Here is a 26569-nt window from a genome sequence, read left to right on the forward strand (position 1 = left end):
GGGTAATGGCAGTATCGTTCCGAGGCAAGAGCGATTCGACACCAAACATGCACTTTGTTGCATGCCGATGCATGCGATCAAAATGACCTTGCAAAATGACCTTGCAAGAAGGCTGCCGCGCCGGGCTGGGGCAACCTGCCGCACGTCGTCATGCCCGGCTTGTCCCGGGCATGACGACCTCTGTCGCATGAATGCGATCACCCTCCCCCGTTGCCGGAGGAGGGTGCCGCAATCTGTCGGATCCCTGGATGCGTCTAGTGCGACGTCATCTGCTGGGGGAGGTCATCCGGTTCGGCGAGCACGCTGTTGGCCGTCGAGGCCTCCAGCGCCGCCATCCGGAACAGATAGGCGAGTGTCGCCAATCCGGTGTCTTCCGCCATTTGCGCCAGCTCCAGCGCCATGTCGGACATGTAGCCGAGAGTCTCGTCCCTGGTCTGCGCCATGATCTGGCTGTCCCGCATCATGTTCGACATCTCAGGCACTCTTTCGTTGCGCGGCTGCAGCGCCGCAAAGGTTGGCACGGGCGACGGCGTCCAGATGCGGGCCGTCCTGGCGCACGACCGAAGCCATGCCGATACGATCGTGCAGGGCGTCGACCGTCTCGCGACGAATATCGATGGTGGCCGCCATGGTCCATGCGTTCTCCACCAGCGCCGGCAGGCCAAGCGGGGTCACCACGAAGCCGGCCTCGTGGAAGCGCGGCAGCCACCAGGTTTCCATGATCGCGCTGACCTGCGCGATTCCTTGCGCGAGGCAGAACTCCTGCACCGCGGCCATCAGTTGCAGATTGAGCGCGCCATCGCGACGATCGCGCACGACGAAATAACGCGACCATTCCCAGATCAGCGGATCCGCAGGGCAGCCGCGAACCGACGCCAGATGCGGGAACACTTCGCTCATCATCGAGGGCTTGGTGGTGGGATAGAGCCGGTGACCACCGATGACCCGCCGTCCCTCCAGCGCGAGCAGATAGACGGTATCCTCGTCGTCGTAGGAATCGATCTCGCGGCAATCCGGCCTGCGCAGCGTCTCCCAGCGCCGCTCCTCGACGAAGACCTCATGACGCAGCCGGAAATGCTGCTCGATCACGTCTTCATAGAGGTGGCGATTTACCGCAGAAATTGCGTGAATCATAAAAACCCCCATTCAGCCTCAATGGGAGCAGAGTCTGCGAAAACAGCCGGGTTCGGTATTGGGAAATTTCCCAGTACGGCGCTCAAGGAGCGATGATCTTGCTCCGAATCGCAAGCGCGACCGCATGCGTGCGGTTGACGGCACCAAGCTTGCGCGCGGCGGTTGCAAGATGCTCTTCGGCAGTGCGTTGCGTGATGTGCAGGATCTCGCCGATTTCCCAGGCCGACTTGCCCTGCGAGGCCCAGGAGATCACTTCGCGCTCGCGCGGGGTGAGGCGCGTCGACGGATAAGGCGCCGGCTCGAGCAGTCGGCGAATGTGGTCGAAGCCGTACATCGCCATCAGGTGCAGTGCCGGCTTGCTGCGCGGATTGAGGTCGAGATGAACGCCGCCAAGCGACACCGCGGCTTCATAGCCGGTGAGGCCGTGGATCGGCACGATGAAGCCCCGCGACATCCGAAAGTCGGTGGCGCGGTTCATCACCTCGGCCGCATTCGGCTCGAGGTCGGCATCGTAGGGCGCTTCCGACCATTCGAACGGATTGACCGACCGCCGGCACAGCCGCACCACGGGATCGAAGCGGTCGTAATTGTTCTGGGTGTAGAGGCTGAACCAGCCCGCCGGCCAGCGCTTGGCGAGCACCATCTGTGCAAACCGCTGGTCGGGATTTGGCAATCCCGTCACGATGATGGTTTCGAAACCGAAGCGGCCGAAAGCCGTCTCAAGCGCATTCATCGCGTCCGGAACCTTGGTATAGGCTCCGAGCCCTTCGATGAAGTCGAGCGCCTCGCGGCCATAGTCAACGGCATCAACGGCGGACATCGGTACGTTTCCTGACCTTGGCCCTCGCCATATAGCACGTATTTGGGCGCGGCCTCAAATCTGCTGCGACCGTAGTTTCCCGGTGCGCATCCGGCCTGAAGAATTAAACTACTTGTGGCAGAATTGACCTCACGATACACCTCAACGCGTCCGAAGCGGGAAAACCACGATGGAAGACGAGGACATCGCCCTCAACAGCGTGCTCGGCCTGGAATTGAATCGCGTGTTTTTCGCCGTCCGCGAAACGGCAAACAAGCAGAAGATCATCGAGTTCGCGCGCAAGGTGCTGCAAAGCGAGTGTGCGGAGTTGGCCGACAGCGTCTCGCCCGAGGGCCCGGCGAGCTAGAGCGCAGTTGCGGTAAGCGACCATGCGACAGATCGCGCGCCGCCGCCCTTCCATTTGAGCGCGCTGTCGAAACAATCCGGCCGCGAAGTTACTCTCCTCCCATTCGAGAAGGCGACGAGGCCGGCCGAGCCGCGTGCCCCGGACGAAGCGCAGCGTCTCTTCGACGATGCGCCACAAGAGCCGGTGCCCACCCATCCGCAACCTCCTCTCTGGCCTTTTAGGTCCTGACTCCGCGCCGGGAACGCGAGAGCGGCTCGCTCTCCACAGCGACGCACTTGCCGCTGGATGACACCGATGCTCTCGTGAGATGATCGCCGCCACGATCCTCTTTCGGATGCCAAGAGCATGATGACGCTGCGTCAGGTTGAAGTGATCCGTGCCGTGATGGTGACGGGTACGATCGGCGGCGCGGCGAAGCTGCTCAACGTCTCCGCGCCGGGGATCAGCCGCCTCGTCAAATACACCGAGCGCTCGCTCGGCATCCGCTTCTTCCAGCGCCAGAACGGACGCTACTTCCCGACGCCGGAAGCCGAGAACATCTTCGAGCAGATCAACGGCGTCTACAAGAAGGTCGACGACCTCTCCGAGATCATCTCCAAGATCGGCCGTGGCGGCCTCTCCGAACTGCGGATCGGCTCGGTGCCCAGCATCTCGCAGGTGATGGTGCCCCGCGCGATCGAGCGCGTCCGGCGCCGCTATCCCGACCTCGGCATCGACATCAACATCCTCAAGCTCGAGGAGGCCATCGACTATCTCATGCTCGGCCGCGGCGAGTGCGTCGCGATGAGCTACCGGCTCGAGCATTCCGCGCTCGACTTCATGCCGCTCGCATCGGGCGAGCTGTATTGCATTGTCCCGCCGGGCCACGAGCTTGCCGGCCGCAAGCAGGTCTCGGCCGCCGAGATCACCCGCTATCCCTTGATCGGCATCGATCCCAACGACCCTTACGGCCGGATCATGGCCGAGATCTTCGCGCGCCACCGGCTCGACTACAACATCACCATCCGCGCGCGCTTTGGCACCACGGTCTGCGCGCTGGTGAAGGCGGGGCTCGGCATCGCCATCATCGACCAATTCACCGTAGCTCATGGCGGCTATCCCGGGATCGAGCTCCTGAAGATCACCGAGCCGACGCGGTTCGACACCTACATCGCGGTCAAGCGCGGCGCGCCGCTGTCGCTCCATGCCGAGTCTTTCATCGAGGCGCTGCGCGCCGAGATGCGTGCGGTCGAGCCGTCCCGCGGCAACGGCAAGGGTGGCAACGGCAAGGCCGTGCCGGGCGGTCCCGGCAAGGCCGCGCCGGCGCGCGGGCGGAAGAAATAACATGATGTTAGGTTTGTCGGATAAATGGGTAATTGTGTTAGGCAGGGGAAAGGCTATCGTCGGGCCGGAAGCCCCTTTGACGCCCCTTGGAATTGCGCGGGGTTCTCCGCTAATGACCGGGACCGAAAGCTCTCAACGAGACGATAGCGAACCATGTCGACGCGCGGATCCGCCGCCAGCAAGAAGCTCCTCACCGGCCTGATCGGCGCGCCGATCGCGTCGTCCGCGTCGCCCGCCATGCATGAACGTGCCGCCGAGGCGCTCGGCCTGCGCGGGCACTATCAGCTCATCGAGGTCGCCGGCGCCGATGCGGCCGGCCTTCGCATGATGCTGGAAGGCGTACGGCGGCTCGGCTTTGCCGGCGTCAATGTCACCTTTCCCTACAAGGAAGCGGTGGTCCCGCTGCTCGACGAGCTGGCGCCAACTGCGGCGACCATGGCCGCGGTCAACACCGTCGTCGTCAGGGATAACAGGCTGATCGGCCACAACACAGACACGACCGGCTTTGCGCGTGCCGTCGCACCGCTGCTGGCGCGCACCGGAAACGCAGTGGCGGTGATCGGCACCGGCGGCGTCGGCAAGGCGATCGCCTTTGCGCTGGCGAACCTGAAAGTGGCTGACCTCCGCATCTTCGACAGCGAGCTGGCGCGAGCGGAAAAGCTTGCGACGCTGCTGGCCCCGCACGGTGGTGCGCGGGTGGCCCGAAGCGTGGAGGACGCACTTGCCGGCGCAACCGGCCTCGTCAACGGCACGCCGGTCGGCATGCTGCCGAACCGGGACACCCCGGTCCCGGCTTCGCTGCTGCGCGAAAACCTGTGGGTCGCCGACGCCGTCTATTCGCCGCTGATCACACCGCTGCTTGCCGCAGCGCGAGAGAAAGGCGCTCGGATCATGACCGGTCGCGAGCTCGCGATCTACCAGGCCGCCGACGCCTTCGAACTGTTCACCGGCCTTGCCCCATCGACCGAAGTCATGGGAGAGGCTTTCGACGCCGTGATGGCTGCGCGCAACGCCGCCTATCAGGCAGCTTGAGGCAAAGCGGCCGGCACAAGGCCGCTTGCAAGATTTGAAACGGGAGGAGAGGACGATGAAATCAACGCTACTGGTGGGCACGCTGCTGACAGCCCTGACTGCAACGAGCGCCTTTGCCCAGGCGATCAAGCTCGCCGACGTCGCCGAGCTCTCGGGTGGCGGCGCCACCGTCGGCACCAATTGGAAGAACGGCATCGACCTCGCGATCGAGGAGATCAACGCCAAGGGCGGCGTGCTCGGCCGCAAGCTCGAGGTGACCCACGCCGACTCGCAGTCCAATCCGGGCGTAGCGCGCGCCCAGGTGCAGAAGGCGCTCGATGCCGAGCCCTATGTGCTGCTCGGGCCCGGCTATTCCGGCTCGGTGAAGGTGACGGCGCCGCTGGCGGCCGAAGCCGGCATCGCGCAGATCATGGGCGGCGAGGCCGCCGAGCTGACGCAGGCAGGCAACAAGTTTCTGTTCCGCACTTCCTTCGGCCAGCAATCCTCGATGCCGAAGGTCGCAAAATACATCCACGACGACATGAAGGCGAAGACGGTCGCGGTGGTCTGGGTCAACAACGATTTCGGCCGCGGCGGCCGCGACGTCGTCATCAAGGAGCTCGAGCGGCTCGGCTCCAAGGTGGTCGCCGACCTCTCCACTGAAGCCGGGCAGGCCGATTTCGCCGCCGACGTCGGCAAGATCAAGGCTGCCAATCCCGATGCCGTGTTCGTCTATCTCAACGAAGAAGAGAGCGCGCGCATTCTGAAGGAGCTGAAGCGCCAGGGCGTCACCGCGCCGCTGATGGGCGAGACCACGCTGATCGGCCAGAAGGTGATCGAGCTTGCGGGCGATGCCGCCAACGGCGCCCGCGGCCATGTCGGCCTCACCACCGATGCGCCGGTCGACCTCGTCAAGCAATTCCGCGAGAAGTTCTCCAAGAAGTACAATTACGTCCCCGATCACAACGGCCTGAAGGGTTATCTCGCCGTCTACATGGTGAAGGCCACCACCGAGAAGATGGGCAAGGTCGACCCGAAGAAGTTCGCCGATACGCTGCACGGTCTCACCATCAAGGCCGCGGACGAGCCGGGCATCCTGATGGACGTCACCTTCAGCGACACCGGCGACATCGATCGCCAGAGCTTTCTGGTCGAGGTGGTCGAAGGCAAGCAGGTCGTGAAGCAGGTGCTGCCGAAGGTTAAGTGATCTTTGCCTCTCCCCGCGAGCGGGGAGATCTTTCTTCTCCCTCGCCCCGTTCTTGCGGGGAGAGGGGGCGATAGACCTGAATTCGCGTCGAGTTCACTCGGGCTCAAAGAGAACCCATGTCCAACCTATTCGATCTTCTGGTCGCAGGGCTCGCCACCGGCGCGATCTATGCGCTGGTCGCGGTCGGCTTCACGCTGCTGTGGCAGACCTCGCAGACCATCAATTTCGCGCAAGGCGAGTTCGTGATGCTGCCGGCATTCCTGATGCTGGCGGCGATGCACGCCGGCGCGCCTTTCTGGCTCGCGATCATCCTCGGCATCCTGCTCTCGATGATCCTGCTCGGGCTCGCCTTCAAGATGCTGCTGGTCGACCCGATGATGCGCCACGGCGTGCTGCCGCTGGCGATTGCGACCATGGCGCTCGCCATTGGCCTCAAGGAAGCCGTCAAGCAGTTCTTCAGCGCGGAGGCCTCGCCCTTCCCCTCGATCGTGCCGACCGGTGACGTCTCCATCTTCGGCCACGCGGTGTCGCTGCAGAGCATCGGCGTGCTCGTCGTCGCCATCCTCGCCGTCCTCGGATTGACCACGCTGCTCAACCGCACCTCGCTCGGTCACCAGATGCAGGCGGCAGCACAGAATCCGACCGTGGCGCGCATCATCGGCGTGCCCGTCGAGCGCATGATCCTGCTGACGTTCCTGATCAATGCCTTCCTGGTGGCGCTGGCCTCGCTGCTGATCACGCCGATCTACCTCGCAAAATTCTCCTCCGGCGAGGTGCTGGGCCAGGCCGCTTTCATCGCGGCCATCGTCGGCGGCTTCAACCAGGTGCGCGGCGCGATCGCCGGCGGCCTCCTGATTGGCGTGCTCGACAATCTCGCGGCCGCCTATGTCTCGACGCAGTACCGCGCCGCCGTGCCGATGATCTTCCTGATCGCGGTCATCCTGTTCCGGCCGCAAGGATTGCTCGGTCGCGCCGAGGAGCGCACGGTATGACCGGCTTCGCCAAATCCTTGAAGATCGCGCTCGGCCTTGCCGTCATCGCCGGCCTGATCATCATCCCCATGAACTTCAACCGCTACGGCCTGTTCATCCTCAGCCAATGGGCGGTGATGAGCATCGCCGCGATGGGGCTGAACCTCACGCTCGGCTATGCCGGCCAGGTCTCGCTGGCGCAGGGCGCCTTCGTCGGCATCGGCGCTTATGCCGCGGCGATCATGACGACGCATGGCTGGCCTCTGCCCGCCGCGATCCTGGTCGCGATCGTCTTGAGCTTCGCGGTCGGCTGGGTGCTCGGCTATCCCGCGCTGCGCGTGCAGCACCACTATCTCGCCTTCGTCACGCTGGCCTTCTCCACCCTCGCCTTCCTGGTGTTCCGCAACGAGAGCTGGCTCACCGGCGGCATCTACGGCATCTCCAACATCCCGCGTCCCCATATCTTCGGCTTCGCGACCAACAAGCCGCTGCCCTTCTACTATGTCTGCCTCGGCGCGCTCGCGATCGTGTCGCTCGCGGTGTGGTGGCTGATCCGCTCGCCCTGGGGCCGCGCCTTCATGGCGCTGCGCGAAAATCCGCTGCGCGCGCAATCGCTCGGCATCGACACGCGGCGCTACACGCTGATGGCATTCGCGATCGGCTCGGCGCTCGGCGGCATCGCCGGCGCGCTCTATGCGCCGCTGACGCAATATATCGACCCCGTTCCCTTCAACCTGTCGCTCTCGCTCGACCTGCTGATGATGGTGATCGTCGGCGGCGCGGGCTTCTATTTCGGCCCGTTCCTCGGCGCGATGATTGCGGTGCTGCTGCCGGAATGGCTGCGCTTCACGGAAGGGTATTATCTGATGCTGTATGCGGTGGCGGTGATGCTCCTGCTGATCTGGTCACCCACCGGCATCCTGGGCATCCTCGATCGCTATCTCGCCGAACGCCGCACCAAGGCGGCGTCCGCATTGCGCGCCGTGGCAAAATCCCGCCTGGAGACGGCGCAATGAGTGCGGTCCTCGAAGTCACCGACATCAAGAAGAACTTTGGCGGCATCAGCGCCGTCGACGGCGTTTCCTTCGAGGTGCGGGAAGGTGAGATCCTCGGCCTGATCGGGCCGAATGGCTGCGGCAAGTCGACCCTGTTCAACTGCATCCTCGGCCAGCTCACGCCGTCGGGCGGTGAGGTCAAGCTCGACGGCAAGCTCGTCACCGGCCTGCGTCCCGCCGAGCTCAACAAGCTCGGCGTCAGCCGCACCTTCCAGCTGTTGCAGGTGTTTCCGAAGCTCTCGGTGCGCGAGAACCTGATCCTCGCGGGACAGGAGCACCAGGGCAGCATGGCCTCGCGCCTGGTCGGCCGCTCCGACGCCGGATTGACCGACGCCGCCAACCAGATGATCGGCTTCTTCAAGCTCGACCATCTCGCCGACGAGCCGGCGGGCGGACTCTCCTACGGCCAGCAGAAATTGCTCGATGCCGCCATGGCCTTCATGGGCGGCCCGCGCCTCGTGCTGCTCGACGAGCCCGCCGGCGGCGTCAACCCGTCGATGCTGGCGGACCTCAAGGAAAGACTGGTTGCGATCAACCGCGAGAAGAACGCGACCTTCGTCGTGATCGAGCACAACATGGAGTTCGTGATGTCGCTGTGCTCGCGCGTGATGGTGATGGCGGAAGGCAAGGTGCTGGCGATGGGACGCCCCGACGAGGTGCGCAAGAACCCCGCCGTGATCGAAGCCTATTTGGGACATTGACCATGAGCGACCCGATCCTCTCGGTTCACAATCTCGTCGGCGGCTACGGCAAGATGACCATCCTGAACGGCACCACATTCGGCGTGCCGCGGGCGACCATCACCACCATCATCGGGCCGAACGGCGCCGGAAAATCCACCGTGTTCAAGGCGATCTTCGGCCTGCTCAAGCTGCGCGAGGGCAAGATCAGCTTCGCCGGCCGCGACGTCACCAATCTGAACCAACGCGCCCTGCTCAATGCCGGCATCTGCTACGTGCCGCAGGGCCGCAACATCTTCCCCGAGCTGTCGGTGCGCCACAACATCGAGCTGGGCGGCGTCGCCGCCGGCAAGGGCCTCGACCTGCCGAAGCGGATCGAGGCGGCGCTCGATCTTTTCCCGGCGCTGCGGCGGAAGTCGACACAGCAGGCCTCGACGCTGTCGGGCGGCGAGCAGAAGCAGCTCGAGATCGCCCGCTCGCTGCTGCTCGAACCCAAGCTGGTCCTGATCGACGAACCCTCGATCGGCCTGTCGCCGCTGATGGTGCAGCAGACCTTCGACATCCTCAAAAGCCTGCGCGACCGCGGCGTCACCATCCTGATGATCGAGCAGAACGCACGCTCGGCGCTGGAGATCTCCGACATCGGCATCGTGCTCGAGCTCGGCCAGACCCGCATGGTCGACGACGCCAAGCGTATCCTGAACGATCCGCGCATCGGCCAGCTCTTCCTTGGCGGCGCCATGGAGGAGAGCGCGGCATGAGCGCGAGAATGCGCATTGCGGTCGCGGGCGCCGGCCTGATAGGCCGCCGCCACATCGAGTTGATCGAGGCGTCGCCGGATTGCGCGCTGGCCGGCATCGCCGATCCCTCGCCCGCCGCGAAGGATTTTGCCTTGGCGCATAATTTGCCCTGCTATCCCGACCATCGCGCGTTGCTGGCACAGGAGAAGCCGGACGGCCTCGTCATCGCCTCGCCCAACACGCTGCATTTGCCGATGGCGCTCGACTGCGCGCAAGCCGGCGTGCCGGCCCTGATCGAGAAGCCGGTGACCGAGACGGTCGCCTCCGCGCAGCGCCTCTGCGCCGCGGTGAGGCGTACCGGCGTTCCGATGCTGGTCGGCCACCACCGGCGGCACAATCCGATCATCAAGTCGGCCCGCGAAACGGTGGCGAGCGGCAGGCTCGGCCAGCTCACCGCCGTGGTCGGGCTGTGGCTGCTGAAGAAGCCCGACGACTATTTCGAAATGACCTGGCGGCGTGAGGCGGGCGGCGGGCCTCTGCTGATCAACCTCATCCACGACATCGACAATCTCCGCTTCATCTGCGGCGAGATCGTCGAGGTGCAGGCGCTGACGTCGAACAAGGCGCGCGGCTTCGCGGTCGAGGACACCGCCGCCCTGCTCTTGCGCTTTGCCAATGGTGCACTCGGAACCGTGACAGTGTCGGACGCAACGCCGGCGCCGTGGAGCTGGGAGCTGACCGCGGGCGAGAATGCGGTCTATCCCAAACAGGACCAGCCCTGTTACGTCTTCGCCGGCACCAACGGTTCCCTGTCGGTGCCGACCATGGAGCTGTGGTCGTATCGACAAGATCCCGGCTGGCACGCGCCGCTGGTTCGCGAGCCCGTTGCACTCTCGGCTTACGATCCGCTCGTCGAGCGGCTCCGGCATTTCCAGGCTGTGATCGCCGGCCGCGAGCAGCCGCTGATCTCGGTCGAGGACGCCATGGGCACGCTCGCCGTCGTCGAGGCCGTCAGCGAAGCGGCGCGCACCGGGCAAAAGATCTCGCCAAGCCGGATCATGGAGCAGGCAGCATGAACAAACGCTCGATCGCCACCGTCTCCCTCTCCGGCGCTCTCGACGAGAAGCTCCGCGCCATCGCGGCCGCGGGCTTCGACGCGGTCGAGATATTCGAGAACGACCTGTTGTCGTTCGGCGCAGGCCCGCGCGACATCGCAAAGCTCTGCAAGGATCTCAATCTCGAGATCTGCGCGTTCCAGCCGTTCCGGGACTTCGAGGGCATGCCCGAACCGCAGCGCGCGCGCAATTTTGCCCGTGCGGAGCGCAAGTTCGATCTGATGCAGGAGCTCGGCACGGATCTCCTGCTGATCTGCTCCAACGTCTCGCCCGCCTCGCTCGGCGGCATCGACCGCGCCGCCGACGATTTTCGCGAGCTCGGCGAGCGCGCGGCCAAGCGGTCCTTGCGCGTCGGCTACGAGGCCTTGGCCTGGGGCCGCCACGTCAACGACTATCGCGACGCCTGGGAGATCGTGCGGCGCGCCGATCACCCCGCGATCGGGATCATCCTCGACAGCTTCCACGCGCTCGCGCCGGGCTTTCCGGTCCGTGCGATGGCTTCGATTCCCGGCGACAAGATCTTCCTGGTGCAGCTCGCGGACGCGCCGAAGCTCGAACTCGACATTCTGTCCTGGAGTCGGCACTTCCGCTCCTTCCCCGGCCAGGGCGATCTGCCGGTCGGTGAATTCATGGCGGCGGTCGCGGCAACCGGTTATGCCGGACCGCTGTCGCTGGAGATCTTCAACGACCAGTTCCGCGCCGGCTCGGCCGCGCAGACCGCGCTCGACGGCCTGCGCTCGCTGATCCTGCTGGAGGACCAGCTTGCGCCGGATTGGCCGAAATTCGCCGCCGAGCCGTTGGCGCCGAAGGCCAGGAGCCGCGGCACCGGCTTCGTGGAGTTTGCCGTCAACGAGACCAAGGCCGGCGAGCTCGCCCGGCTGTTCTCGCAACTCGGCTTCCGCAAGACCGGTCAGCATCGCAGCAAGGCGGTGGAACGCTGGTCGCAGGGCAAGGTCGAGCTCGTCATCAACAGCGAGACCGACGGCTTTGCGCATTCCCACTACGTCACGCACGGCCCCGGCGTCTGCGCCATCGCGCTCGACGTCGACAATGCGGGCCTTGCCATGCAGCGCGCCGAGATGCTGAAGACGCGCACCTTCTACCAGCCCGTCGGACCGGGCGAGCTGGAGATTCCCGCGATCCACGGCGTCGGCGGCAGCCTGCTGTATTTCCTGGATCAGGCCGGCAAGAACTGGGACACCGATTTCGAGCCGGTGCCGAGCGAGGCGAGTGCCGACGCCCTGCTCGCGGTCGATCACATTGCGCAGTCGATGCCCTATGACGAGATGCTGTCGTGGCTGTTGTTCTACACGGGCATCCTCGACCTGAAGCGGCTGCCGCAGATGGAGATCGCCGATCCCAGGGGCCTCGTGCAGAGCCAGGCCATCGTCAACGCCGACCAGAGCCTGCGCTTCGTGCTCAACGGCTCCTCCGCCAACCGCACGCTGCCGGCGCGCTTCATCTCCGAATTCTTCGGATCAGGCGTGCAGCACGTCGCGTTCTCGTGCCGGGACATCTTTGCGACGGTCGCGGAGATGCGGGCGCGGGGAGCGGATTTTCTCGACATCCCCGCCAATTACTACGACGACATCGAAGCCAAATACGACCTCGCACCCGAGCTGATGGCACAGCTGCGCGCCAACCACATTCTCTACGACCGCGAGGGCGACGGCGAGTTCTTCCAGGTCTACACCCACATTTTCGACGAGCGGTTCTTTTTCGAGATCGTCGAGCGCAGGAATTATCAGGGATTTGGCGCGGCCAACGCCGGCATCAGGCTCGCAGCGCAGGCCCGCGAAGTGCGACCCGCGAGCATGCCAAGAGTGTAGGCTCTTGTTTCCCTAGCCCCTTGGGGGAGAGGGTGGCTCGCCGCGCTAGCGGCGAGACGGGCGAGGGTTCCCTCCTCACTCGCAATTGCAAGAGTGGAGAGAACCCCCTCATCCGGCGCCATAGCCGAAGCTTCGCTTCGGCGCTCTTAAGAACGGCCGCCGCAGGTGGCCTATGCCACCTCCTCCCACAAGAGGAGAAGAGGCCACGTCACTTGTAGCTACGACCTCACTTCATCTTGCACTTGTCGTGGAAACGGTCCTGGTCGTTCTCCACGATGGTCGCCACCGTCTTCAGCGCCAGCTGGCCTTCGGCGTCCTTGACCACGTCCTGCAGATAGAAGCTCTGCACCGGGATGTGATTGTTGCCGTATTTGAACGCGCCGCGCAGCGACTTGAAGTTGGCCTTCTCCATCTCGGCCTTCATCGCGTCCTTCTTGCTGGTGTCGCCCTTCACAGCGACCACCGCGCTGTTGATGAGCTGGGCGGCGTCATAGGATTGTGCGCCGTAATAGGTCGGGCGCAGGCCGGGATATTTCTTGCGGTAGTCGGCGACGAAACGCTTGTTCTGCTCGTTGGGCAGGTCGTTGACCCATTCCTGCGCGCCGGGCACGCCGAGTGCGTTCTCCTTCTGCAGCGGCAGCGAGAGCTCGTCGACGGTGAACGCCGTGTAGAGCGGCATCGTGCTCTTCAGGCCGGCCTGCGCATATTGATTGAGGAACTGCACGCCGGCCGCACCGGGATAGAACACGAAGATCGACTCGGCGCCCGAGGCGCGCGCCTTGGAGAGCTCGGCGGAGAAATCGAGCTGGCTCGGCCAGACCGTGTATTCCTCGCCCTTGATTTCGCCCTTGAAGGTGTTCTTCAGGCCCGCGAGCATGTCCTTGCCGGCGGCATAGTTCGGGCCGATCAGGAACACGCTCTTGACGCCCTTCTGGTTCATGTAGAGGCCCATCGCCTGCGGCGTCTGGTCGTTCTGCCATGAGGTCGAGAACACGTAAGGCGAGCAGAGCTCGCCAGCGAGCTGCGACGGACCGGCATTGGCCGAGATCAGGAAGGTCTGCGAATCCACGGCCGTCTTCAGCGAGGCCAGGAGCACGTTCGACCAGATATAGCCGACGATGAAATCGACCTTGTCCGACTGCACCAGCTTCTCGGTCTTCTGCTTGCCGACATCGGGCTTCTGGCCGTCATCCTCGTAGATGACCTCGACCGGCTTGCCGTCCATCTTGCGGCCCATGTGATCCAGCGCGAGCTCGAAGGAGTTGCGCATGTCGTTGCCGATCACGGCGGTCGGGCCGCTGAAGGTCGAGACGAAACCGATCTTGATGGTGTCGCCGGCGAAAGCCGGGCTCGCCAGCACCAGCGCCGCTGCGCCCGCCAGCCAGAATGCCGTCCTCATAATCACTCCCCTCCTTATGATTGAGCCCGCAAGCGGGGTGATCGCCGCCCCGGGCCTTCTCTATTGAACGCAAAATCTGTCGCGCCGCCAATGGCTCAGCGCCCGCCCCTGCACCATATTTCGCCCCCGACGCGGATGGCAAGAAATATAATTCTACTCACTTTGACCGAGGCCGGCCTAAGGCCGGTCCGGAACCGCGGCGTTTTCCCGCGCCGGAACGATACACCCCGCCTATGTCGCGATTGATGACCTCTATTGGACCGCGGCCCCCGATCCGCACTTAAATGGGGAAGAGGCAGCAGCGAGATTCGAGGACGTATCATGGCCGCACATCCCCATCGCGTCGTCATTGTCGGCGCCGGCTTCGGCGGGCTGGAGGCGACCTACCGGCTTGCAGGCGCGGGCGTCGAGATCACGCTGATCGACCGCCGCAACCATCATCTGTTCCAGCCGCTGCTCTACCAGGTCGCGACCGCCTCGCTGGCGACCAGCGAGATCGCCTGGCCGATCCGCCATCTCATGCGCGACCGGCCCGACGTGACGACGCTGTTCGCGACGGTCAGCGGCGTCGATGCGGCAAGGCGCTGCGTGCTGATCGACGACGGCAGCGAGGTGCCCTACGACACGCTGGTGCTGGCGACCGGCGCGCGTCACGCCTATTTCGGCCACGACGAATGGGAGCAATGGGCGCCGGGCCTGAAGACGCTCGAGGACGGCACCACCTTGCGCCGTCACATCCTGGTGGCGTTCGAGCGCGCCGAGCGCGAGACCGATCCGCAGAAGCGCGCCGCGCGGTTGACCTTCGTCATCGTCGGCGCCGGCCCCACCGGCGTCGAGCTCGCCGGCACCATCGCCGAAATGGCGCGCCACACCTTGCCCGGCGATTTCCGCAACATCGACACGACCAAGGCGCGCGTCGTGCTGATCGAAGCGGGGCCGCGCGTGCTCGCGGGCTTCGCCGACGACCTCTCGGCCTATGCGCAGGCGTCGTTGGAGAAGATCGGCGTCGAGGTCGTGCTGGGACAGGCCGTCACCGAGATCAACCGCGAGGGCGTCGTGTTCGGCGGCAAGCTGCTCGAAGCCAAGACCAGGATCTGGGCCGCCGGCGTCCGCGCCTCGCCCGCCGCTGAATGGCTGGGCGCACCAGCCGATCGCGCCGGGCGCGTGCAGGTCGAAGCGGACCTCACCATTCCCGGCCATCCCGAGATCTTTGCGATCGGCGACACCGTCAGCATCAACGCCTGGGAGGGCAAGCCGGTGCCCGGCATCGCGCCGGCGGCGAAGCAGCAGGGCCGACACGTCGCCGAGACCATCAAGGCGCGGCTGCGCGGTGCTGCGACCGGCCCGTTCCGCTACAAGCACGCCGGCAGCCTCGCCCAGATCGGCAAGCGGCTCGCCGTCATCGATTTCGGCCGCTTCAAGCTGCGCGGCGCGATCGCGTGGTGGATCTGGGGCATCGCCCACATCTACTTCCTGATCGGCCTGCGCCACCGTCTCAGCGTCGCGCTGAGCTGGCTTTGGATCTACGCACGCGACCAGCGCGCCGCGCGGTTGATCACGCAGGGGAGTAGCAAGGTGGTGTAACCTTCTTCCTTCTCCCCTTGTGGGAGAAGGTGGCGCGAAGCGCCGGATGAGGGGTTCGCTCAACTCGCGAGATCCTCCGTGAGGAGAGAACCCCTCACCCGGCTTCGCTTTGCGAAGCCACCCTCTCCCACAAGGGGGAGAGGGTGCAGCAGCGCTCGCTGCTGCAGCTACTTCACCAGCTCACACCCGCCCTCCGCCAGCGGGCGAAACGCCTGCTCCGCCGGAATCGTCGAGACCAGCTTGTAATAATCGTACGGATATTTCGACTCCTCCGGCTTCTTCACCTCGAACAAATACATCGGATGCACGACCCGGCCGTCCTGGCGGATAATGGTGTCGCCGAACAGCCTGTCCTTGCCTCGAAACTTCTTCATCTCGGGGACGGCGTCCCTGGCGTTGTCGCTGCCGATGGCGGCAACCGCGTTGAGATAGGCGAGCGTCGAGGCATAGACGCCGGCCTGGTTGCCGCTCGGCATCTTGCCGTTCATGCCGGGGCGCGCGGCGAAGCGTTTTGCGAAGGCGCGGGTCTCGTCGTTCATGTCCCAGTAGAAGGCTTCCATCAATTGCAGGCCCTGCGCGACCTTGATGCCCATGCCGTGGACGTCGTTGATGAAGAGCAGGAAGGCGACGAGCTTTTGTCCGTTCTGCTGGATGCCGAACTCGGCGGCCTGCTTCACAGCGTTGATGGTGTCGCCGCCGGCATTGGCAAGGCCGATCACCTGCGCCTTCGAGCCCTGCGCCTGCAACAGGAAGGAAGCGAAGTCAGAAGTGCCGAGCGGGTGTTTCGAGGAGCCGAGCACCTTGCCGCCATGCCCCTCGATATACTTTTGCGCCTCCGCCTCGATGCCCTTGCCCAGCGCGTAATCGACCGTGAGGAAATACCAGTCCTTGCCGCCGCGCGACATCATCGCAGCTGCCGTGGTGTTGCCGGTGGCCCAGGTGTCGTTGACCCATTGAATGGTGTTGGGCGAGCAGGCCTTGCCGGTGAGATCGGAGCTTGCGGTCGAAGACGCCAGGAATGTCATGCGGCTGTCGCGCAGCAGCGTGTTGATGGACAGGCCTACGGCTGAATTCGGCACGTCGACGATGGCATCGACGCCCTCGACGTCGAGCCATTTGCGCGCGATGGCGTTGCCGACATCGGCCTTGTTCTGGTGGTCGGCGTAGACGATCTCGACCTTGATGTTCTTGCCGCCGCCGTTGAAATCCTCCGCCGCCATGCGCGCGGCTTCCACCGAGCCCATGCCGTTGGTGTCCTGGAAGATGCCGGAGATGTCGTTGAGCACACCGACACGCACGACATTGTCCGAGATCTCGGCGCTCGCCGCGCTACCGATCAGGCTCGCGGCCAGCGCTAGCGTCCACTTCAAGTGCTTCATGGTTCCCTCCCCTGCTGATGCATTGACGCGCCGGTGCTGCCGGCGCGGAAATTCAGATCTGCCGCTCCGGCAGCTTCACGACGATCCCGTCGAGCTCCGGCGTCATCTTGATCTGGCAGGACAGCCGGCTGTTCGGCCGCCGCTCGCTCGCGGTGCCGTCGAGCAATGCGTCCTCGTCGTCGGCCATGGCAGGCAGGCGCGCGAGCCAGCTTTCATCGACATAGACGTGGCAGGTCGCGCACATGGCGTTGCCGCCGCATTCCGCCAGAATGCCGTCGAGGCCGTGACGGGTCGCGGCCTGCATGGCGCTCTCGCCGCCCGAGGTCTCGACGCGATCGGACTTGCCGTCGGGATGGATGAAAGTGATGGCGGGCATCAAGGCTCCTCGTCAGGCCGGGGTGATGGTGACAGGCAGGCTGTCGAGCCCGCGCAGCGTGTTGTTGAAGCGGCGTTTCGGCTCGCCGGTGATCTCGATCTTCGCGATGCGCCGGGCCAGCGCCGTCAGCATCACCTCGCCTTCGAGGCGGGCGACGAGCTGGCCGACGCACATGTGGATGCCCGAGCCGAAGCCGACATGGCCGGAAGTGCGGCGCGTGATGTCGTAGCTGTCGGGCTGGTCCCAGCGCCTGGGATCGCGGTTGGCCGCGGCGAGGAACATCAGCACCTTCTCGCCCTCGCCGATTCGAACGCCCGAGAGCTCGACATCGCGCGTGGTGGTGCGGAAGAAAGTCTGCACCGGGCTCTCGAACCGCACGGCCTCCTCGAAAGCGTTGCGCGCCAGCGTCGGATCATCGCGCAGGCGCTGCCACTGCTCGGGGAAGCGCGCGAGGCAATAGACGGCGGCACCGATGCCGTTGACGGTGGTGTCGAGGCCGGCCGACAGCAGCGAGCGCACCAATAGCGGCGCCTCGGTGGCCGTGACGGCACCCACGTCGGCCTGCGCATGAATGCAGGCCCCGAAGCCGCCGGGTGCGAGATTGTCGCGTTGGCACTGCTCGGCGACATAGGCCTGGTGCGGCGCCGAGCGCGCGATCGCCTGCTGGCGCAGCTCGTTCGGCGGGCCGAACGCGTTGAACACGACGCTGGCATAGGGAATCAGATGCTCGCGCCCCTCCGGCTTCAGACCCAGCGCATCCGGAAAGATCGAGAGCGGATAGGCCTCGGCGAGATCGGCGATCGCATCGAAGCTGCGCTTGTCCAGCAGCGCGTCCACCCGCTCCTCGGCCGCGGCGGCAAAACGGTCGCGCACCTGCTTCATCGCGGTCGGCGACAGCACTTTCGACAGCACGGCACGGGTGCGGGTGTGTGCGGGCGGATCGGCTTCGAGGATCAGGCTCGGCGGCCGCCACGGCGTCTCCTTCTTGAAGTCGGACAGGCCGACGCCGCGGCTGGAGCAGAAGGTCGCGGGATCGTTCAGCACCGCATGGACTTCGGCATAGCGCGCCACGCCGTAGACGTTCCACTTGTCGAGATAGACCACCGGTCCCGCCTCCCGCAGCAATTGATGCGTGGGATAAGGGTCGGCGAAAAAATTCATGTCGAAGGGATCGACGTCGAGATGCGGGACACCTGACACAGCCGAGCCGGATGCGCTCATTGAAGTCCTCCCTCATTTTGATCTTGTGAAAGGCCGGCGCATGCCCTTAGGTCGTTTGACCCGCCGCGAGTCCGAATCCCGCCATGCCGCCGTCCTTGACCCGATCCCGCCAAAAGCCAGCGCCCACCGACGCGGGACCGACGCTCGATCTCGACCGTTACGTTCCGGCGTTCGTCACCTTCATCGCCAACAAGCTCTCGAACAGCGCGACCGCGCTTTATCAGCGGGAGTTCGGCGTCAATGTCACGGAATGGCGGATCATGTCGCTGCTGGCGATCGAGCCCGGCATTCCAGCCTCGCGCATCTGCCACGTCATCGGCTTCGACAAGGGACCAGTGAGCCGGACGCTGGCGGGCCTGGAGAAGCGCGGGCTGGTCTCGATCCGCACCGACCCGAATGACGGCCGCACCCATTCGATCGCGCTGACGACAAAGGGCCGCGCCACGCATGACAAGGTGATCGTCGCCGCGCTCGAGCGCGAACGGCGGCTGCTGTCCTGCCTCAACAAGGACGAGCGCGAGGTGCTGATCGATCTGCTGCGCCGGCTGCACGAAAATCTCGGTGCGGTCACCGGCAGCACAGAGGCCTGACGGGCCGCGCACCAGGCACCACCTTCCGTTACATCCAGGCATGCGCCGTCGTTTGCCGGCGGCACTGTGCGGGCCGAGCATCGTTTCCTCCAGGACCGGACGCGACAGTTTTCCCTGCCGTCATCACTCCCTGGAACGGTTCGCATAAATTAGTTGCTTAGGCAACAAAAGAATCGGAGATATATTGCGGCAGGGTCGCTGGCTTAGTGGGAAGTATGGCGCCTCGTGTCCCGGCCGCGCTGCAGCGTGAAACGCTGCTGCGCAGAACGGGACCCATGCGGCGGCTTATACTAGGAGAGATGGACCCCGGCTCTGCAGCGCATCACACCGGACGATGCTTCGCATCGCCGGCGTGCTGCGCTGCGTCCGGCGCACGAGAGTGGTTGAGCGACGAGATAGCTATTCACGCTGCAACCCAATCCACGCGCCCGGCGCATCATCATTCAACTGCGCCACCGCCTCCGCACGCCGCGTCAGCACGGCGCGCTGGTTGATGTAGCCCTTGTCGGTGATCTCGCCGCCGTCGACCGACGGCGGTTCGGCCAGCAGCAGCGCGCGAGTGGCGTGGCCGGAGGAGTTGGGACCCTGCTGCTTCAACTTTGCGAGGCCCTGCGCAATCGCGGTCCTCACCTTGTCGTGGGCGAGCACCTCGTTCACCTCGGCCGTTTCGCCCAGGCCGGCCTGCGTGCGGCAGGCCCCGATGTTCGGAAACACCAGGAAGCGCACCTCGTCGCCGCCATGGCCCGCGACGACGATGTCCTGCGCCAACGGCGAAAGCGCCGCGATGCCGGCGACGCGCAGCGTGCCGACATTGACCCAGGTGCCGGAATTGAGCTTGAAATCCTCGGCGACGCGGCCGTCGAAGAACAGGCCGCGCTCGGGCCGAGCACTATCAGCAAGCTTGACGGCATCGCCGATCAGATAGAAGCCCTCGTCATCGAACGCCTGCTTCGTCTGCTCCGGCGCCTTCCAATAGCCCGGCGTGACATTGGGGCCGCGCACGCGCACTTCCAGCTTGTCGCCTGATGTGACGAGCTTCAGCTCAGTGCCGGGGATGGGCACGCCGATATTGCCGGAGCGTTCGGCGAGGAAATGACAGTCGGTCGCCAGCGGCGAGGTTTCGGTCGAGCCCCAGGCCGAGACCATCGGCAGCGCGCGGCCGACGGTCTCGATGGAGAGCTCCTCGATGGCATCCCAGAGATTCTGCGGCAGCGCGGCGCCGGCATAGAAGGCGAATTTCACCTCGCTGAAGAAGCGGCGGCGCAGCTCCTCGTCGCCGCGTAGCGCCGCGATCAGCATGTCGAAGCCGCGCGGCACGTTGAAATAGACCGTCGGCATCACGCTTTTCAGATTGGCGAGCGAGGTCGCGAACAGCCCCGGCGCGGGCTTGCCGCCGTCGATATAGAGCGAGCCGCCATTGCGCAGCACGAGATTGAAATTATGGTTGGCACCGAAGGTGTGGCTCCAGGGCAGCCAGTCGAGAATGACGAGATCGCCGCGACCCGGTTCGAGAAAGGTCCAGGTCTGCGCCTTGGCCTGCTGGCTCGAGGTCAGCATGCGCTGGGTGTTGATGACGGCCTTCGGCGTGCCGGTTGAGCCTGACGTGAACAGGAATTTTGCGATCGTGTCCGGAGTCACCGCGGCGAACGCCTTTGCGACGTCAGGCGTCTCGGGCGTTGCCGCGATGACGTTGAAGGCAAGCGTGACGGCATCGTCGGCCTTGCCGCTGATGATCTGCGCATTGTGCAGCGGCGCGATGGCGGCCAGCGCGGCCGCGAAGGGTTTCGTAGCGGAGACGTAGATCGCACCCGGCTCGAGCAGCATGATCATGCTCTTGAGCTTCTCGAAATCCCTCGACATCAGCGAATAGGCCGGCGAGATCGCAGCCGAGGGCACGCCGACATGCTGGGCGGCAAGCGCAAGCAGCGCGTGGTCGACGCTGTTGTCGGAGAGGATCGCGAGCGGGCGCTCGGCGCTGAGGCCCTGCGCCAGGATCCAGGACGCCGCCGCACGCACCTGGCGCAGCGCCTGCGCATAGGTGACCGTGGTCCAGGGCGCATCGATCTGGCCGCGCTCGGCGAGGAAGATCGCATCCGGCGCGTGCTGCGCAAAATGCTCCAGCCAGTCGCCGACGCAGCGGGCGCTGTCGCCCAAGGGTTCGGGCGAGCGCAACACGATGCTGCCATCGGCGCGATGCTCTGCGAGCGTCCTCGGCGTTGCGAACAGGCCTGCAACGTCACCGCGTGGGGCGGCTGTCATGGGTTTCCTCCTCCGTCCGGATACGGATCGGCGGCAGCCTCGTTCGGGCTGCTTTGACCATAATGTTGGGCATGACAATTGTTGTCGTCAACAACAATCTTTCGCTCGCGTTGTCGAAGCGCTAAGGTTGGCGTGGCGGGAGATACGATGTGACAGCCAGCGCAACCCAGACTGCCCCACGCAAGCGCAACGGCGCGGCGCCTCGCGATGCCGCCGACGAGATTGGCCTCGACGCGCTGGTCGGGCACGCCGGCTACGCGGTGCGGCGCTTCCAGATCTGGATCTTCCAGGACTTCATCAAGACGCTCGGCGAGGTCGACATCCGGCCGACGCAATATTCGGTGCTGACGCTGATCGGCGCCAATCCGGGCCTGTCGCAGATGGCGGTGGCAAAGCGCCTCGGCATCGAGCGCGCCCGGCTGGTGCACCTGCTCGACAGCCTCGAGCAGCGCAAATACGTCAAGCGCGTCAAGTCGAAGGCGGACCGCCGCTCCCATGCGCTGCACCTCACCGCACAGGGCGAGACGGCACTGGCGGAATTCAAGCGGCTCGCGGCCGAGCACGAGCGGCATGTCGAGGAGAAGATCGGTAAGGACAACCGGACGCAGTTGCTCCGGATCCTCGCTGGCTTCACCTGATCTGGGCTGCCTACGAATTGGGCAGATGCCCGTCGCGGGGCGTCGGCGCGACCTCGTCCAATAAATCTCAAGCTATTGATTACTCGATAATATCCTGAGCATTCGCCCGGCCGACGGTCTTGTACACAATGGCACATCGCTTGCTTCGCTCCGAGCGAGGACGGATTGCCGGAGTTTTGTCGCCATGAGGGCTGAGATGGGGGCTGAGCAGCCTGAAACGATCGCCGCGATTGTGGCCGCGCATCGCGCGGGCACAATGACGCCGGCAGAAACCATCGCGCGGACCTATCAGCGCATCCGTGACCGCAACGATCCCGCCATCTTCATCAGCCTGCGTGACGAGGCGGATGCGGTCGCGGAGGCCGAGCAGCTTGCCGCGCGCGCGGATGCCGCTGGCCTGCCGCTCTACGGCGTGCCGGTCGCGGTGAAGGACAATATCGACGCACTCGGCTTTCCGACCACCGCGGCCTGCCGCGCCTTCTCCACCACGCCGACGCACGACTCGACCGCGGTGGCGCGGCTGCGTGCCGCCGGGGCCATCATCATCGGCAAGACCAATCTGGACCAGTTCGCGACCGGCCTCGTCGGCGTGCGTTCGCCCTACGGCATCCCCAAAAATTCGGTCCGTGAGGATCTCGTTCCCGGCGGATCGAGCTCGGGCTCCGCGGTGGCCGTCGGCGCAGGTCTCGTGCCGCTGTCGCTCGGCACCGATACCGCAGGTAGCGGACGGGTGCCGGCGATGCTCAACAACATCGTCGGGCTGAAACCGAGCCTCGGCATGATCTCGAATGCCGGTCTCGTGCCGGCCTGCCGAACGCTCGACTGCATCTCGGTCTTCGCTCTGACGGTGGATGATGCTGCGCTCGCCTTGTCGGTGATGGCGGGACCGGACCCGGCCGATCCGTTCTCGCGCGACCGGCCGCTTCAGCCGATCACGCCGTTTCCCGCAAACCTGCGCCTTGGGGTGCCGCGCAACGGGCAACTGATCTTCTTCGGCGACAAGACATCGGAGGCCGCCTACGCCGATGCCTTGAAGCGCTGGACCGCGCTCGGCGCCACGCTGGTCGAGTTCGACCTCGAGCCGTTCTACGAGACGGCGCGGCTGCTCTATGAGGGCCCGTGGGTCGCCGAGCGCTATCTCGTGATCAAGGACCTGCTGGCGTCCGCGCCGGATGCGATTCATCCCGTGACGCGCGAGATCACCGCGGCCGGCGCACGGCTGACGGCGGCGGAGACCTTTGCGGCGCTGTATCGCCTGCAAGGCCTGCGCAAGATCGCCGAGCGGACGTTTGCCAATATCGACGCACTGGTGCTGCCCACCGCGCCGACGGCCTACACGACCGCGCAGGTGCTCGCCAACCCGATCGAGCTCAACAGCCGGCTCGGCACCTACACCAATTTCGTCAACCTGCTCGACCTCTGCGGCCTGGCGTTGCCGGCATCGATGCGCGCCGACGGCATTCCGTTCGGTATCACGCTGCTGGCGCCGGCGGGACGCGATGCGCTGCTCGCGAGCATCGGGCGTGTGTTCCATGCGGATACGAAATTGACCGTCGGAGCGAAGGGCGTGGCCCAGGCACCGCTCGCGCCGCTGCCGGCAAGCTACAATGACGACATCCCGATCGCCGTCGTCGGCGCGCATCTGTCCGGCATGGTGTTGAACGGCGAGTTGAAAACGCTGGATGCCAAGCTGATCGAAGCGACCAGGACGGCGCCCGATTACAAGCTGTACGCGCTCAAGACCACGCCGCCGAAGCCCGGCATGCTGCGCGTCGCGGCCGGCACGGGCGCATCGACCGAGGTCGAGATCTGGTCGCTGTCGCCGGCTGCCTTCGGCAAGTTCGTCAACGCGATTCCATCGCCGATGGCGATCGGCACGGTGCGGCTGGCGGATGGCCGCAGCGTGAAGGGGTTTTTGGTCGAGCCGGAAGTGCTGGGGGATGCGCGTGACATCACGGCTTATGGGGGATGGCGGAAGTTCATGGCGGAAAAGTCAGAGTGATTTTCACTCCGCTGTCGTCCCGGACAAGCGGAGCGCCGATCCGGGACCCATACCCACAGGGTGAGTTTTGCGAAGACTCGGAGTGGGCGCGTCGCCACACACCTCTCCCTCGGGTTATGGGTCCCCGCGTTCGCGGGGACGACAGCGAGTGTGTAGCGACAGAGCTGTCCTATACCGACACCGCGTAAATCTCATACTCGCCGCGCACCAGCTCGATATGCGCGCGCATGGCGGCGGCGGCGCCCTGCTTGTCGCCGCGCATGATGGCGACGACGACGCGGTCGTGCTCGGCTTGCGATTTGGCGAGGCGTCCGAGATTGCGGAACTGGGCGCGGCGGAACGGCTGCACGCGGACGCGGGTCGCGAGCGTGATCTCGGCGATGTAGCCGTTCTGCGATCCCGCATAGATCGCGTTGTGGAAGCGCTCGTTGACCTCGTGAAAGCGATCGGGATTGCCGGTGTAGCTGAGCACGCGCAGCTCTTCGTGGATCGCCTCGAGGCCATGTCGCTCGCTCGCTGCCATGCGCTCGGCGGCGAGGCCGGCGCACAGCGCTTCCAGCTCTGCCATCGCCTCGAACATGCTTTTCAGCCGTTCGATAGAAGGCTGCGCCACCACCGCGCCGCGGTGGGCGCGCGCTTCGACGAGGCCGCTTGCCACGAGCTGACGCAGCGCCTCGCGCACCGGCGTCCGCGAGACGTTGAAGCGGCGCGCGATGTCGGTCTCGTCCAGCGGCGCGCCGGGGGCGAGAGCGCCGCGCACGATCTCGTCCGCGAGCTGCAGGCGCAGCTCCTCGGCGCGCGTGATCTTGTGCACGCTGGGCTGCGCCCGGTCGACGCGCGGCACCACCGGCTCGGCCGGCACGGCGCCTGGCGGAAGATCGTCGAGCGTCATGCGGTCACGCCTCTTTCGGCTCGTCGATAATGCTGACATGGGCGGCGACGACGCGCCAGCCCTCGGGAAAACGAACCCAGGTCTGCATCTGCCGGCCGACCTTGCCGGGCGCCGTGTCGCGATAGAACAGAGTGGAGGCCACGGCGGTGTCGCGGCCATAGCTGGTGATGACCGTCCTGGCAGTGCGGCGATTGAGGCCGACGGGTGAGCGCGCGGCGCGGAAGCCCGAGATCGCCTCATAGCCGTAGAGGTTCTCGCCGATGCCATAGCGCAGCGTGCGGGAATCGTTGCGGAACAGCTCACCGAGCACGGCGACGTCATTGCTGACCAGGGCCTGCTCATACCGGTCGAACGCGGCTCTGACGTCCGCGATCACGTCGGGGAGATCGATCTCCATCTCAAATTCCTCTCAAAGTCCCCTTGGCGCGGGCGCGGCGGCTACGCCCATCTTTTCCAGCGCATAGGCGGCACGGAGCGCGATATCCTCGCGCCAGGGCGCGGCGATGATCTGCACGCCGATCGGCAGCGGCTCGAGCGGCACCGGGACTGCCACCACCGGCAGGCCGATGAAGGAGATCGGCTGGGTGTGGACGCCGATATTGGCACGTACCGGCAGCTCGACGCCGTCGAGGTTGAAGTTCACCTGGCCGAGCTTTGGCGCGGTGCAGGGCGTTGCGGGCGCCAGCAGCACATCGACCGATTTGAAGATCTCGGCGAGCTGCGCGCGGTACCAGCGGCGGAATTTCTGCGCGCGGTCGACCAGCGGCGCCGGCACCATGGCGCCGGCGATCAGCCGGTCGCGCACCGCCGGATCGAAATCGTTCGGGCGCTGGCGCAGGCGGTCGAGATGCAGCGAGGCGCCTTCGGTGGTGGTGATGACATAGGCCGCGGCGCGAGCGCGCGCCGCCTCGGGCACGTCGACGACTCGCGTTGCGCCGAGCGCCTTGGCGACGCGGCTGACCGCTTCGACCGCTTCCGGAAACACGTTCTTCTGGAAATACCCGCCGGCGATCGCGATGCGCAGGTCCGAGACCGGATTGGCGATCAGCGGCAGCGTCGGCTCGAGCCCGCGCGTCGTGCAGGCGCTATCCTCCGTGTCCGGGCCCTGCATGACGTCATAGGCGAGCGCGAGATCGGCGGCGGAGCGTGCGAACGGACCGAGATGATCGAGGCTCGCAACGAAGGGGAACGAGCGCGCCCGCGACAGCCTTCCATAGGTCGGCTTCAGGCCGAAGATGCCGCAGAACGAGGACGGCACGCGGATCGAGCCATTGGTGTCCGAGCCGAGGGCAATCGGCACCAGCGCGCCGCCGACGGCGCTGCCCGAGCCGCCGGAGGAGCCGCCGGTCATGCGCGTCGTATCATGCGGATTGCGCGAAGGGCCGTCATGGACGTTCTCGCCGGTGAAGTCGTAGGCGTATTCGCCCATGTTGAGCGCGCCGACGAGCACGGCGCCGGCGGCTTCCATGCGCTCGATCAGCGTCGCATCGCGCTTGGCGGGTGCGCGGTCGCGGTTGATCTTCGAGCCGGCGCGTGTCGGCAGGCCAGCAACATCGAACAGGTTCTTCACCGCGAAGGGCACGCCGGCGAGCGGGCCGACGTCCTTGCCGGCGGCGATGTCGGCATCGACCGCGCGTGCCTTCGTGCGGGCGCGATCGGCGGTGATATCGGTGAAGGAATTGAGGATGCCGTCATGCTGCTTGATGCGCGCGAGCGCTGCTTCCGTGGCATCGAGCGCGGACATTTTGCGGGTCGCAACCGCGCTGGCGATCTCGGCGGCCGTCATCTCTGGCTTGCTGGTCATGGCAGCATCAGGCCGTGAAGATCGGCGCCGGCTCGGTCTCGTCCGGCAGCGCGAATTCGTCGACCATGCGGCCAAGCCGCAGCGAGACTTCGAGATTGGCGCGCACCGCTGGCCGCCAGGCTTCCTCGACCGGCAGTGCCAGCGCTTTCGATAAGGCGTCGATATAATCGTCTAACGGTTCGGCCATCACGCGT

General features: G+C 65.5%; 26 protein-coding genes. 14 read left to right on the forward strand and 12 right to left on the reverse strand.

All coding sequences use genetic code 11. The features are described from left to right. Positions 1-254 precede the first annotated feature (254 nt). The 3 genes from XH83_RS33905 to XH83_RS33915 all read right to left on the reverse strand — a co-directional run bounded on the left by XH83_RS33905 (position 255) and on the right by XH83_RS33915 (position 1954). Positions 255-473, reverse strand: coding sequence for a hypothetical protein (locus XH83_RS33905; protein WP_128922916.1), 219 nt, complete (start codon positions 471-473; stop codon positions 255-257). A gap of 1 nt (position 474) precedes the next feature. Continuing rightward, positions 475-1134, reverse strand: a complete 660-nt coding sequence (locus XH83_RS33910; protein WP_194404901.1) for an acyl-homoserine-lactone synthase — start codon at positions 1132-1134, stop codon at positions 475-477. Between the two features lie 82 nt (positions 1135-1216). After that, entirely contained in the window at positions 1217-1954 is a 738-nt protein-coding gene (locus XH83_RS33915) for a LuxR family transcriptional regulator (protein ID WP_194404902.1), read from the reverse strand. Positions 1955-2123: 169 nt separating this feature from the next. Here XH83_RS33915 and XH83_RS33920 point away from each other — a divergent pair, with 169 nt between their 5' ends. The 10 genes from XH83_RS33920 to XH83_RS33965 all read left to right on the forward strand — a co-directional run bounded on the left by XH83_RS33920 (position 2124) and on the right by XH83_RS33965 (position 12231). Next, positions 2124-2300: a hypothetical protein gene (locus XH83_RS33920; RefSeq protein WP_194404903.1), complete on the forward strand. Its 177-nt coding sequence runs from the start codon at positions 2124-2126 to the stop codon at positions 2298-2300. A gap of 345 nt (positions 2301-2645) precedes the next feature. Beyond that, positions 2646-3623, forward strand: coding sequence for a LysR family transcriptional regulator (locus XH83_RS33925; RefSeq protein WP_246776376.1), 978 nt, complete (start codon positions 2646-2648; stop codon positions 3621-3623). Positions 3624-3776: 153 nt separating this feature from the next. Next, entirely contained in the window at positions 3777-4655 is an 879-nt protein-coding gene (locus tag XH83_RS33930; RefSeq protein ID WP_194404904.1) for a shikimate dehydrogenase, read from the forward strand. A gap of 55 nt (positions 4656-4710) precedes the next feature. Next, positions 4711-5841 (forward strand): ABC transporter substrate-binding protein, encoded by a 1131-nt coding sequence (locus XH83_RS33935; RefSeq protein WP_194404905.1) that lies wholly within the window; start codon positions 4711-4713, stop codon positions 5839-5841. Between the two features lie 116 nt (positions 5842-5957). Continuing rightward, positions 5958-6833, forward strand: coding sequence for a branched-chain amino acid ABC transporter permease (locus XH83_RS33940; RefSeq protein ID WP_194404906.1), 876 nt, complete (start codon positions 5958-5960; stop codon positions 6831-6833). Further along, the gene (locus XH83_RS33945; RefSeq protein WP_194404907.1) at positions 6830-7828 is read left to right on the forward strand and encodes a branched-chain amino acid ABC transporter permease; all 999 of its coding nucleotides are present in this window, start codon (positions 6830-6832) and stop codon (positions 7826-7828) included. The genes XH83_RS33940 and XH83_RS33945 overlap by 4 nt, the downstream gene beginning before the upstream one ends. Beyond that, entirely contained in the window at positions 7825-8568 is a 744-nt protein-coding gene (locus XH83_RS33950; RefSeq protein WP_194404908.1) for an ABC transporter ATP-binding protein, read from the forward strand. The genes XH83_RS33945 and XH83_RS33950 overlap by 4 nt, the downstream gene beginning before the upstream one ends. Before the next feature lie 2 nt (positions 8569-8570). Further along, the gene (locus XH83_RS33955; RefSeq protein ID WP_194404909.1) at positions 8571-9308 is read left to right on the forward strand and encodes an ABC transporter ATP-binding protein; all 738 of its coding nucleotides are present in this window, start codon (positions 8571-8573) and stop codon (positions 9306-9308) included. After that, positions 9305-10363, forward strand: a complete 1059-nt coding sequence (locus tag XH83_RS33960; RefSeq protein ID WP_194404910.1) for a Gfo/Idh/MocA family protein — start codon at positions 9305-9307, stop codon at positions 10361-10363. Before XH83_RS33955 ends, XH83_RS33960 begins: the two co-directional genes overlap by 4 nt. After that, positions 10360-12231: a bifunctional sugar phosphate isomerase/epimerase/4-hydroxyphenylpyruvate dioxygenase family protein gene (locus XH83_RS33965; RefSeq protein WP_194404911.1), complete on the forward strand. Its 1872-nt coding sequence runs from the start codon at positions 10360-10362 to the stop codon at positions 12229-12231. The genes XH83_RS33960 and XH83_RS33965 overlap by 4 nt, the downstream gene beginning before the upstream one ends. Before the next feature lie 226 nt (positions 12232-12457). On the opposite strand, the gene XH83_RS33970 is transcribed toward XH83_RS33965, so the two are convergent. Continuing rightward, entirely contained in the window at positions 12458-13630 is a 1173-nt protein-coding gene (locus XH83_RS33970) for an ABC transporter substrate-binding protein (protein ID WP_194404912.1), read from the reverse strand. A 321-nt stretch (positions 13631-13951) separates the two neighbouring features. On the opposite strand from XH83_RS33970, the gene XH83_RS33975 reads away from it, so the two are divergent. Then, the gene (locus XH83_RS33975) at positions 13952-15214 is read left to right on the forward strand and encodes an NAD(P)/FAD-dependent oxidoreductase (protein WP_194404913.1); all 1263 of its coding nucleotides are present in this window, start codon (positions 13952-13954) and stop codon (positions 15212-15214) included. A gap of 167 nt (positions 15215-15381) precedes the next feature. Here XH83_RS33975 and XH83_RS33980 read toward each other — a convergent pair whose 3' ends face one another. The 3 genes from XH83_RS33980 to XH83_RS33990 are packed head-to-tail and all read right to left on the reverse strand — an operon-like array spanning position 15382 to position 18190. Beyond that, positions 15382-16593: an ABC transporter substrate-binding protein gene (locus tag XH83_RS33980; protein WP_194404914.1), complete on the reverse strand. Its 1212-nt coding sequence runs from the start codon at positions 16591-16593 to the stop codon at positions 15382-15384. 52 nt (positions 16594-16645) lie between these two features. Continuing rightward, positions 16646-16969 carry a 2Fe-2S iron-sulfur cluster-binding protein gene (locus tag XH83_RS33985; RefSeq protein WP_194404915.1) on the reverse strand — a complete coding sequence of 108 codons (324 nt, stop codon included), beginning with the start codon at positions 16967-16969 and terminating at the stop codon, positions 16646-16648. Between the two features lie 12 nt (positions 16970-16981). Then, positions 16982-18190 carry a cytochrome P450 gene (locus tag XH83_RS33990; RefSeq protein WP_194404916.1) on the reverse strand — a complete coding sequence of 403 codons (1209 nt, stop codon included), beginning with the start codon at positions 18188-18190 and terminating at the stop codon, positions 16982-16984. Positions 18191-18273: 83 nt separating this feature from the next. Here XH83_RS33990 and XH83_RS33995 point away from each other — a divergent pair, with 83 nt between their 5' ends. Further along, positions 18274-18780, forward strand: a complete 507-nt coding sequence (locus XH83_RS33995; RefSeq protein WP_194404917.1) for a MarR family winged helix-turn-helix transcriptional regulator — start codon at positions 18274-18276, stop codon at positions 18778-18780. 399 nt (positions 18781-19179) lie between these two features. On the opposite strand, the gene XH83_RS34000 is transcribed toward XH83_RS33995, so the two are convergent. Continuing rightward, positions 19180-21039 carry a feruloyl-CoA synthase gene (locus XH83_RS34000; protein ID WP_194404918.1) on the reverse strand — a complete coding sequence of 620 codons (1860 nt, stop codon included), beginning with the start codon at positions 21037-21039 and terminating at the stop codon, positions 19180-19182. 149 nt (positions 21040-21188) lie between these two features. Here XH83_RS34000 and XH83_RS34005 point away from each other — a divergent pair, with 149 nt between their 5' ends. Continuing rightward, the gene (locus XH83_RS34005) at positions 21189-21677 is read left to right on the forward strand and encodes a MarR family winged helix-turn-helix transcriptional regulator (RefSeq protein WP_194404919.1); all 489 of its coding nucleotides are present in this window, start codon (positions 21189-21191) and stop codon (positions 21675-21677) included. Between the two features lie 196 nt (positions 21678-21873). Next, positions 21874-23679, forward strand: a complete 1806-nt coding sequence (gene atzF, locus XH83_RS34010; protein ID WP_194408490.1) for an allophanate hydrolase — start codon at positions 21874-21876, stop codon at positions 23677-23679. A 169-nt stretch (positions 23680-23848) separates the two neighbouring features. Here atzF and XH83_RS34015 read toward each other — a convergent pair whose 3' ends face one another. From XH83_RS34015 to XH83_RS34030, 4 genes are read right to left on the reverse strand one after another with little or no spacing between them, the layout of a single operon-like run. After that, entirely contained in the window at positions 23849-24571 is a 723-nt protein-coding gene (locus tag XH83_RS34015) for a GntR family transcriptional regulator (RefSeq protein WP_194404920.1), read from the reverse strand. 4 nt (positions 24572-24575) lie between these two features. Further along, entirely contained in the window at positions 24576-24968 is a 393-nt protein-coding gene (gene hpxZ / locus XH83_RS34020) for an oxalurate catabolism protein HpxZ (RefSeq protein ID WP_194404921.1), read from the reverse strand. 12 nt (positions 24969-24980) lie between these two features. Next, complete coding sequence (locus tag XH83_RS34025) at positions 24981-26375, reverse strand: AtzE family amidohydrolase (RefSeq protein WP_194404922.1); 1395 nt, start codon at positions 26373-26375, stop codon at positions 24981-24983. Positions 26376-26382: 7 nt separating this feature from the next. Then, positions 26383-26562 carry a DUF4089 domain-containing protein gene (locus XH83_RS34030; RefSeq protein ID WP_194404923.1) on the reverse strand — a complete coding sequence of 60 codons (180 nt, stop codon included), beginning with the start codon at positions 26560-26562 and terminating at the stop codon, positions 26383-26385. Between the last annotated feature and the right edge of the window lie 7 nt (positions 26563-26569).

The organism is Bradyrhizobium sp. CCBAU 53351, assembly GCF_015291745.1.
In the GTDB taxonomy this organism is placed as follows: domain Bacteria; phylum Pseudomonadota; class Alphaproteobacteria; order Rhizobiales; family Xanthobacteraceae; genus Bradyrhizobium.

Bases quoted from the DNA above. Each gene is read 5' to 3' on its own strand.
- XH83_RS33905 (WP_128922916.1), bottom strand. From the start codon at position 473: ATGTCGAACATGATGCGGGACAGCCAGATCATGGCGCAGACCAGGGAC.
- XH83_RS33910 (WP_194404901.1), bottom strand. From the start codon at position 1,134: ATGATTCACGCAATTTCTGCGGTAAATCGCCACCTCTATGAAGACGTG.
- XH83_RS33915 (WP_194404902.1), bottom strand. From the start codon at position 1,954: ATGTCCGCCGTTGATGCCGTTGACTATGGCCGCGAGGCGCTCGACTTC.
- XH83_RS33920 (WP_194404903.1), top strand. From the start codon at position 2,124: ATGGAAGACGAGGACATCGCCCTCAACAGCGTGCTCGGCCTGGAATTG.
- XH83_RS33925 (WP_246776376.1), top strand. From the start codon at position 2,646: ATGATGACGCTGCGTCAGGTTGAAGTGATCCGTGCCGTGATGGTGACG.
- XH83_RS33930 (WP_194404904.1), top strand. From the start codon at position 3,777: ATGTCGACGCGCGGATCCGCCGCCAGCAAGAAGCTCCTCACCGGCCTG.
- XH83_RS33935 (WP_194404905.1), top strand. From the start codon at position 4,711: ATGAAATCAACGCTACTGGTGGGCACGCTGCTGACAGCCCTGACTGCA.
- XH83_RS33940 (WP_194404906.1), top strand. From the start codon at position 5,958: ATGTCCAACCTATTCGATCTTCTGGTCGCAGGGCTCGCCACCGGCGCG.
- XH83_RS33945 (WP_194404907.1), top strand. From the start codon at position 6,830: ATGACCGGCTTCGCCAAATCCTTGAAGATCGCGCTCGGCCTTGCCGTC.
- XH83_RS33950 (WP_194404908.1), top strand. From the start codon at position 7,825: ATGAGTGCGGTCCTCGAAGTCACCGACATCAAGAAGAACTTTGGCGGC.
- XH83_RS33955 (WP_194404909.1), top strand. From the start codon at position 8,571: ATGAGCGACCCGATCCTCTCGGTTCACAATCTCGTCGGCGGCTACGGC.
- XH83_RS33960 (WP_194404910.1), top strand. From the start codon at position 9,305: ATGAGCGCGAGAATGCGCATTGCGGTCGCGGGCGCCGGCCTGATAGGC.
- XH83_RS33965 (WP_194404911.1), top strand. From the start codon at position 10,360: ATGAACAAACGCTCGATCGCCACCGTCTCCCTCTCCGGCGCTCTCGAC.
- XH83_RS33970 (WP_194404912.1), bottom strand. From the start codon at position 13,630: ATGAGGACGGCATTCTGGCTGGCGGGCGCAGCGGCGCTGGTGCTGGCG.
- XH83_RS33975 (WP_194404913.1), top strand. From the start codon at position 13,952: ATGGCCGCACATCCCCATCGCGTCGTCATTGTCGGCGCCGGCTTCGGC.
- XH83_RS33980 (WP_194404914.1), bottom strand. From the start codon at position 16,593: ATGAAGCACTTGAAGTGGACGCTAGCGCTGGCCGCGAGCCTGATCGGT.
- XH83_RS33985 (WP_194404915.1), bottom strand. From the start codon at position 16,969: ATGCCCGCCATCACTTTCATCCATCCCGACGGCAAGTCCGATCGCGTC.
- XH83_RS33990 (WP_194404916.1), bottom strand. From the start codon at position 18,190: ATGAGCGCATCCGGCTCGGCTGTGTCAGGTGTCCCGCATCTCGACGTC.
- XH83_RS33995 (WP_194404917.1), top strand. From the start codon at position 18,274: ATGCCGCCGTCCTTGACCCGATCCCGCCAAAAGCCAGCGCCCACCGAC.
- XH83_RS34000 (WP_194404918.1), bottom strand. From the start codon at position 21,039: ATGACAGCCGCCCCACGCGGTGACGTTGCAGGCCTGTTCGCAACGCCG.
- atzF (WP_194408490.1), top strand. From the start codon at position 21,874: ATGGGGGCTGAGCAGCCTGAAACGATCGCCGCGATTGTGGCCGCGCAT.
- XH83_RS34015 (WP_194404920.1), bottom strand. From the start codon at position 24,571: ATGACGCTCGACGATCTTCCGCCAGGCGCCGTGCCGGCCGAGCCGGTG.
- hpxZ (WP_194404921.1), bottom strand. From the start codon at position 24,968: ATGGAGATCGATCTCCCCGACGTGATCGCGGACGTCAGAGCCGCGTTC.
- XH83_RS34025 (WP_194404922.1), bottom strand. From the start codon at position 26,375: ATGACCAGCAAGCCAGAGATGACGGCCGCCGAGATCGCCAGCGCGGTT.
- XH83_RS34030 (WP_194404923.1), bottom strand. From the start codon at position 26,562: ATGGCCGAACCGTTAGACGATTATATCGACGCCTTATCGAAAGCGCTG.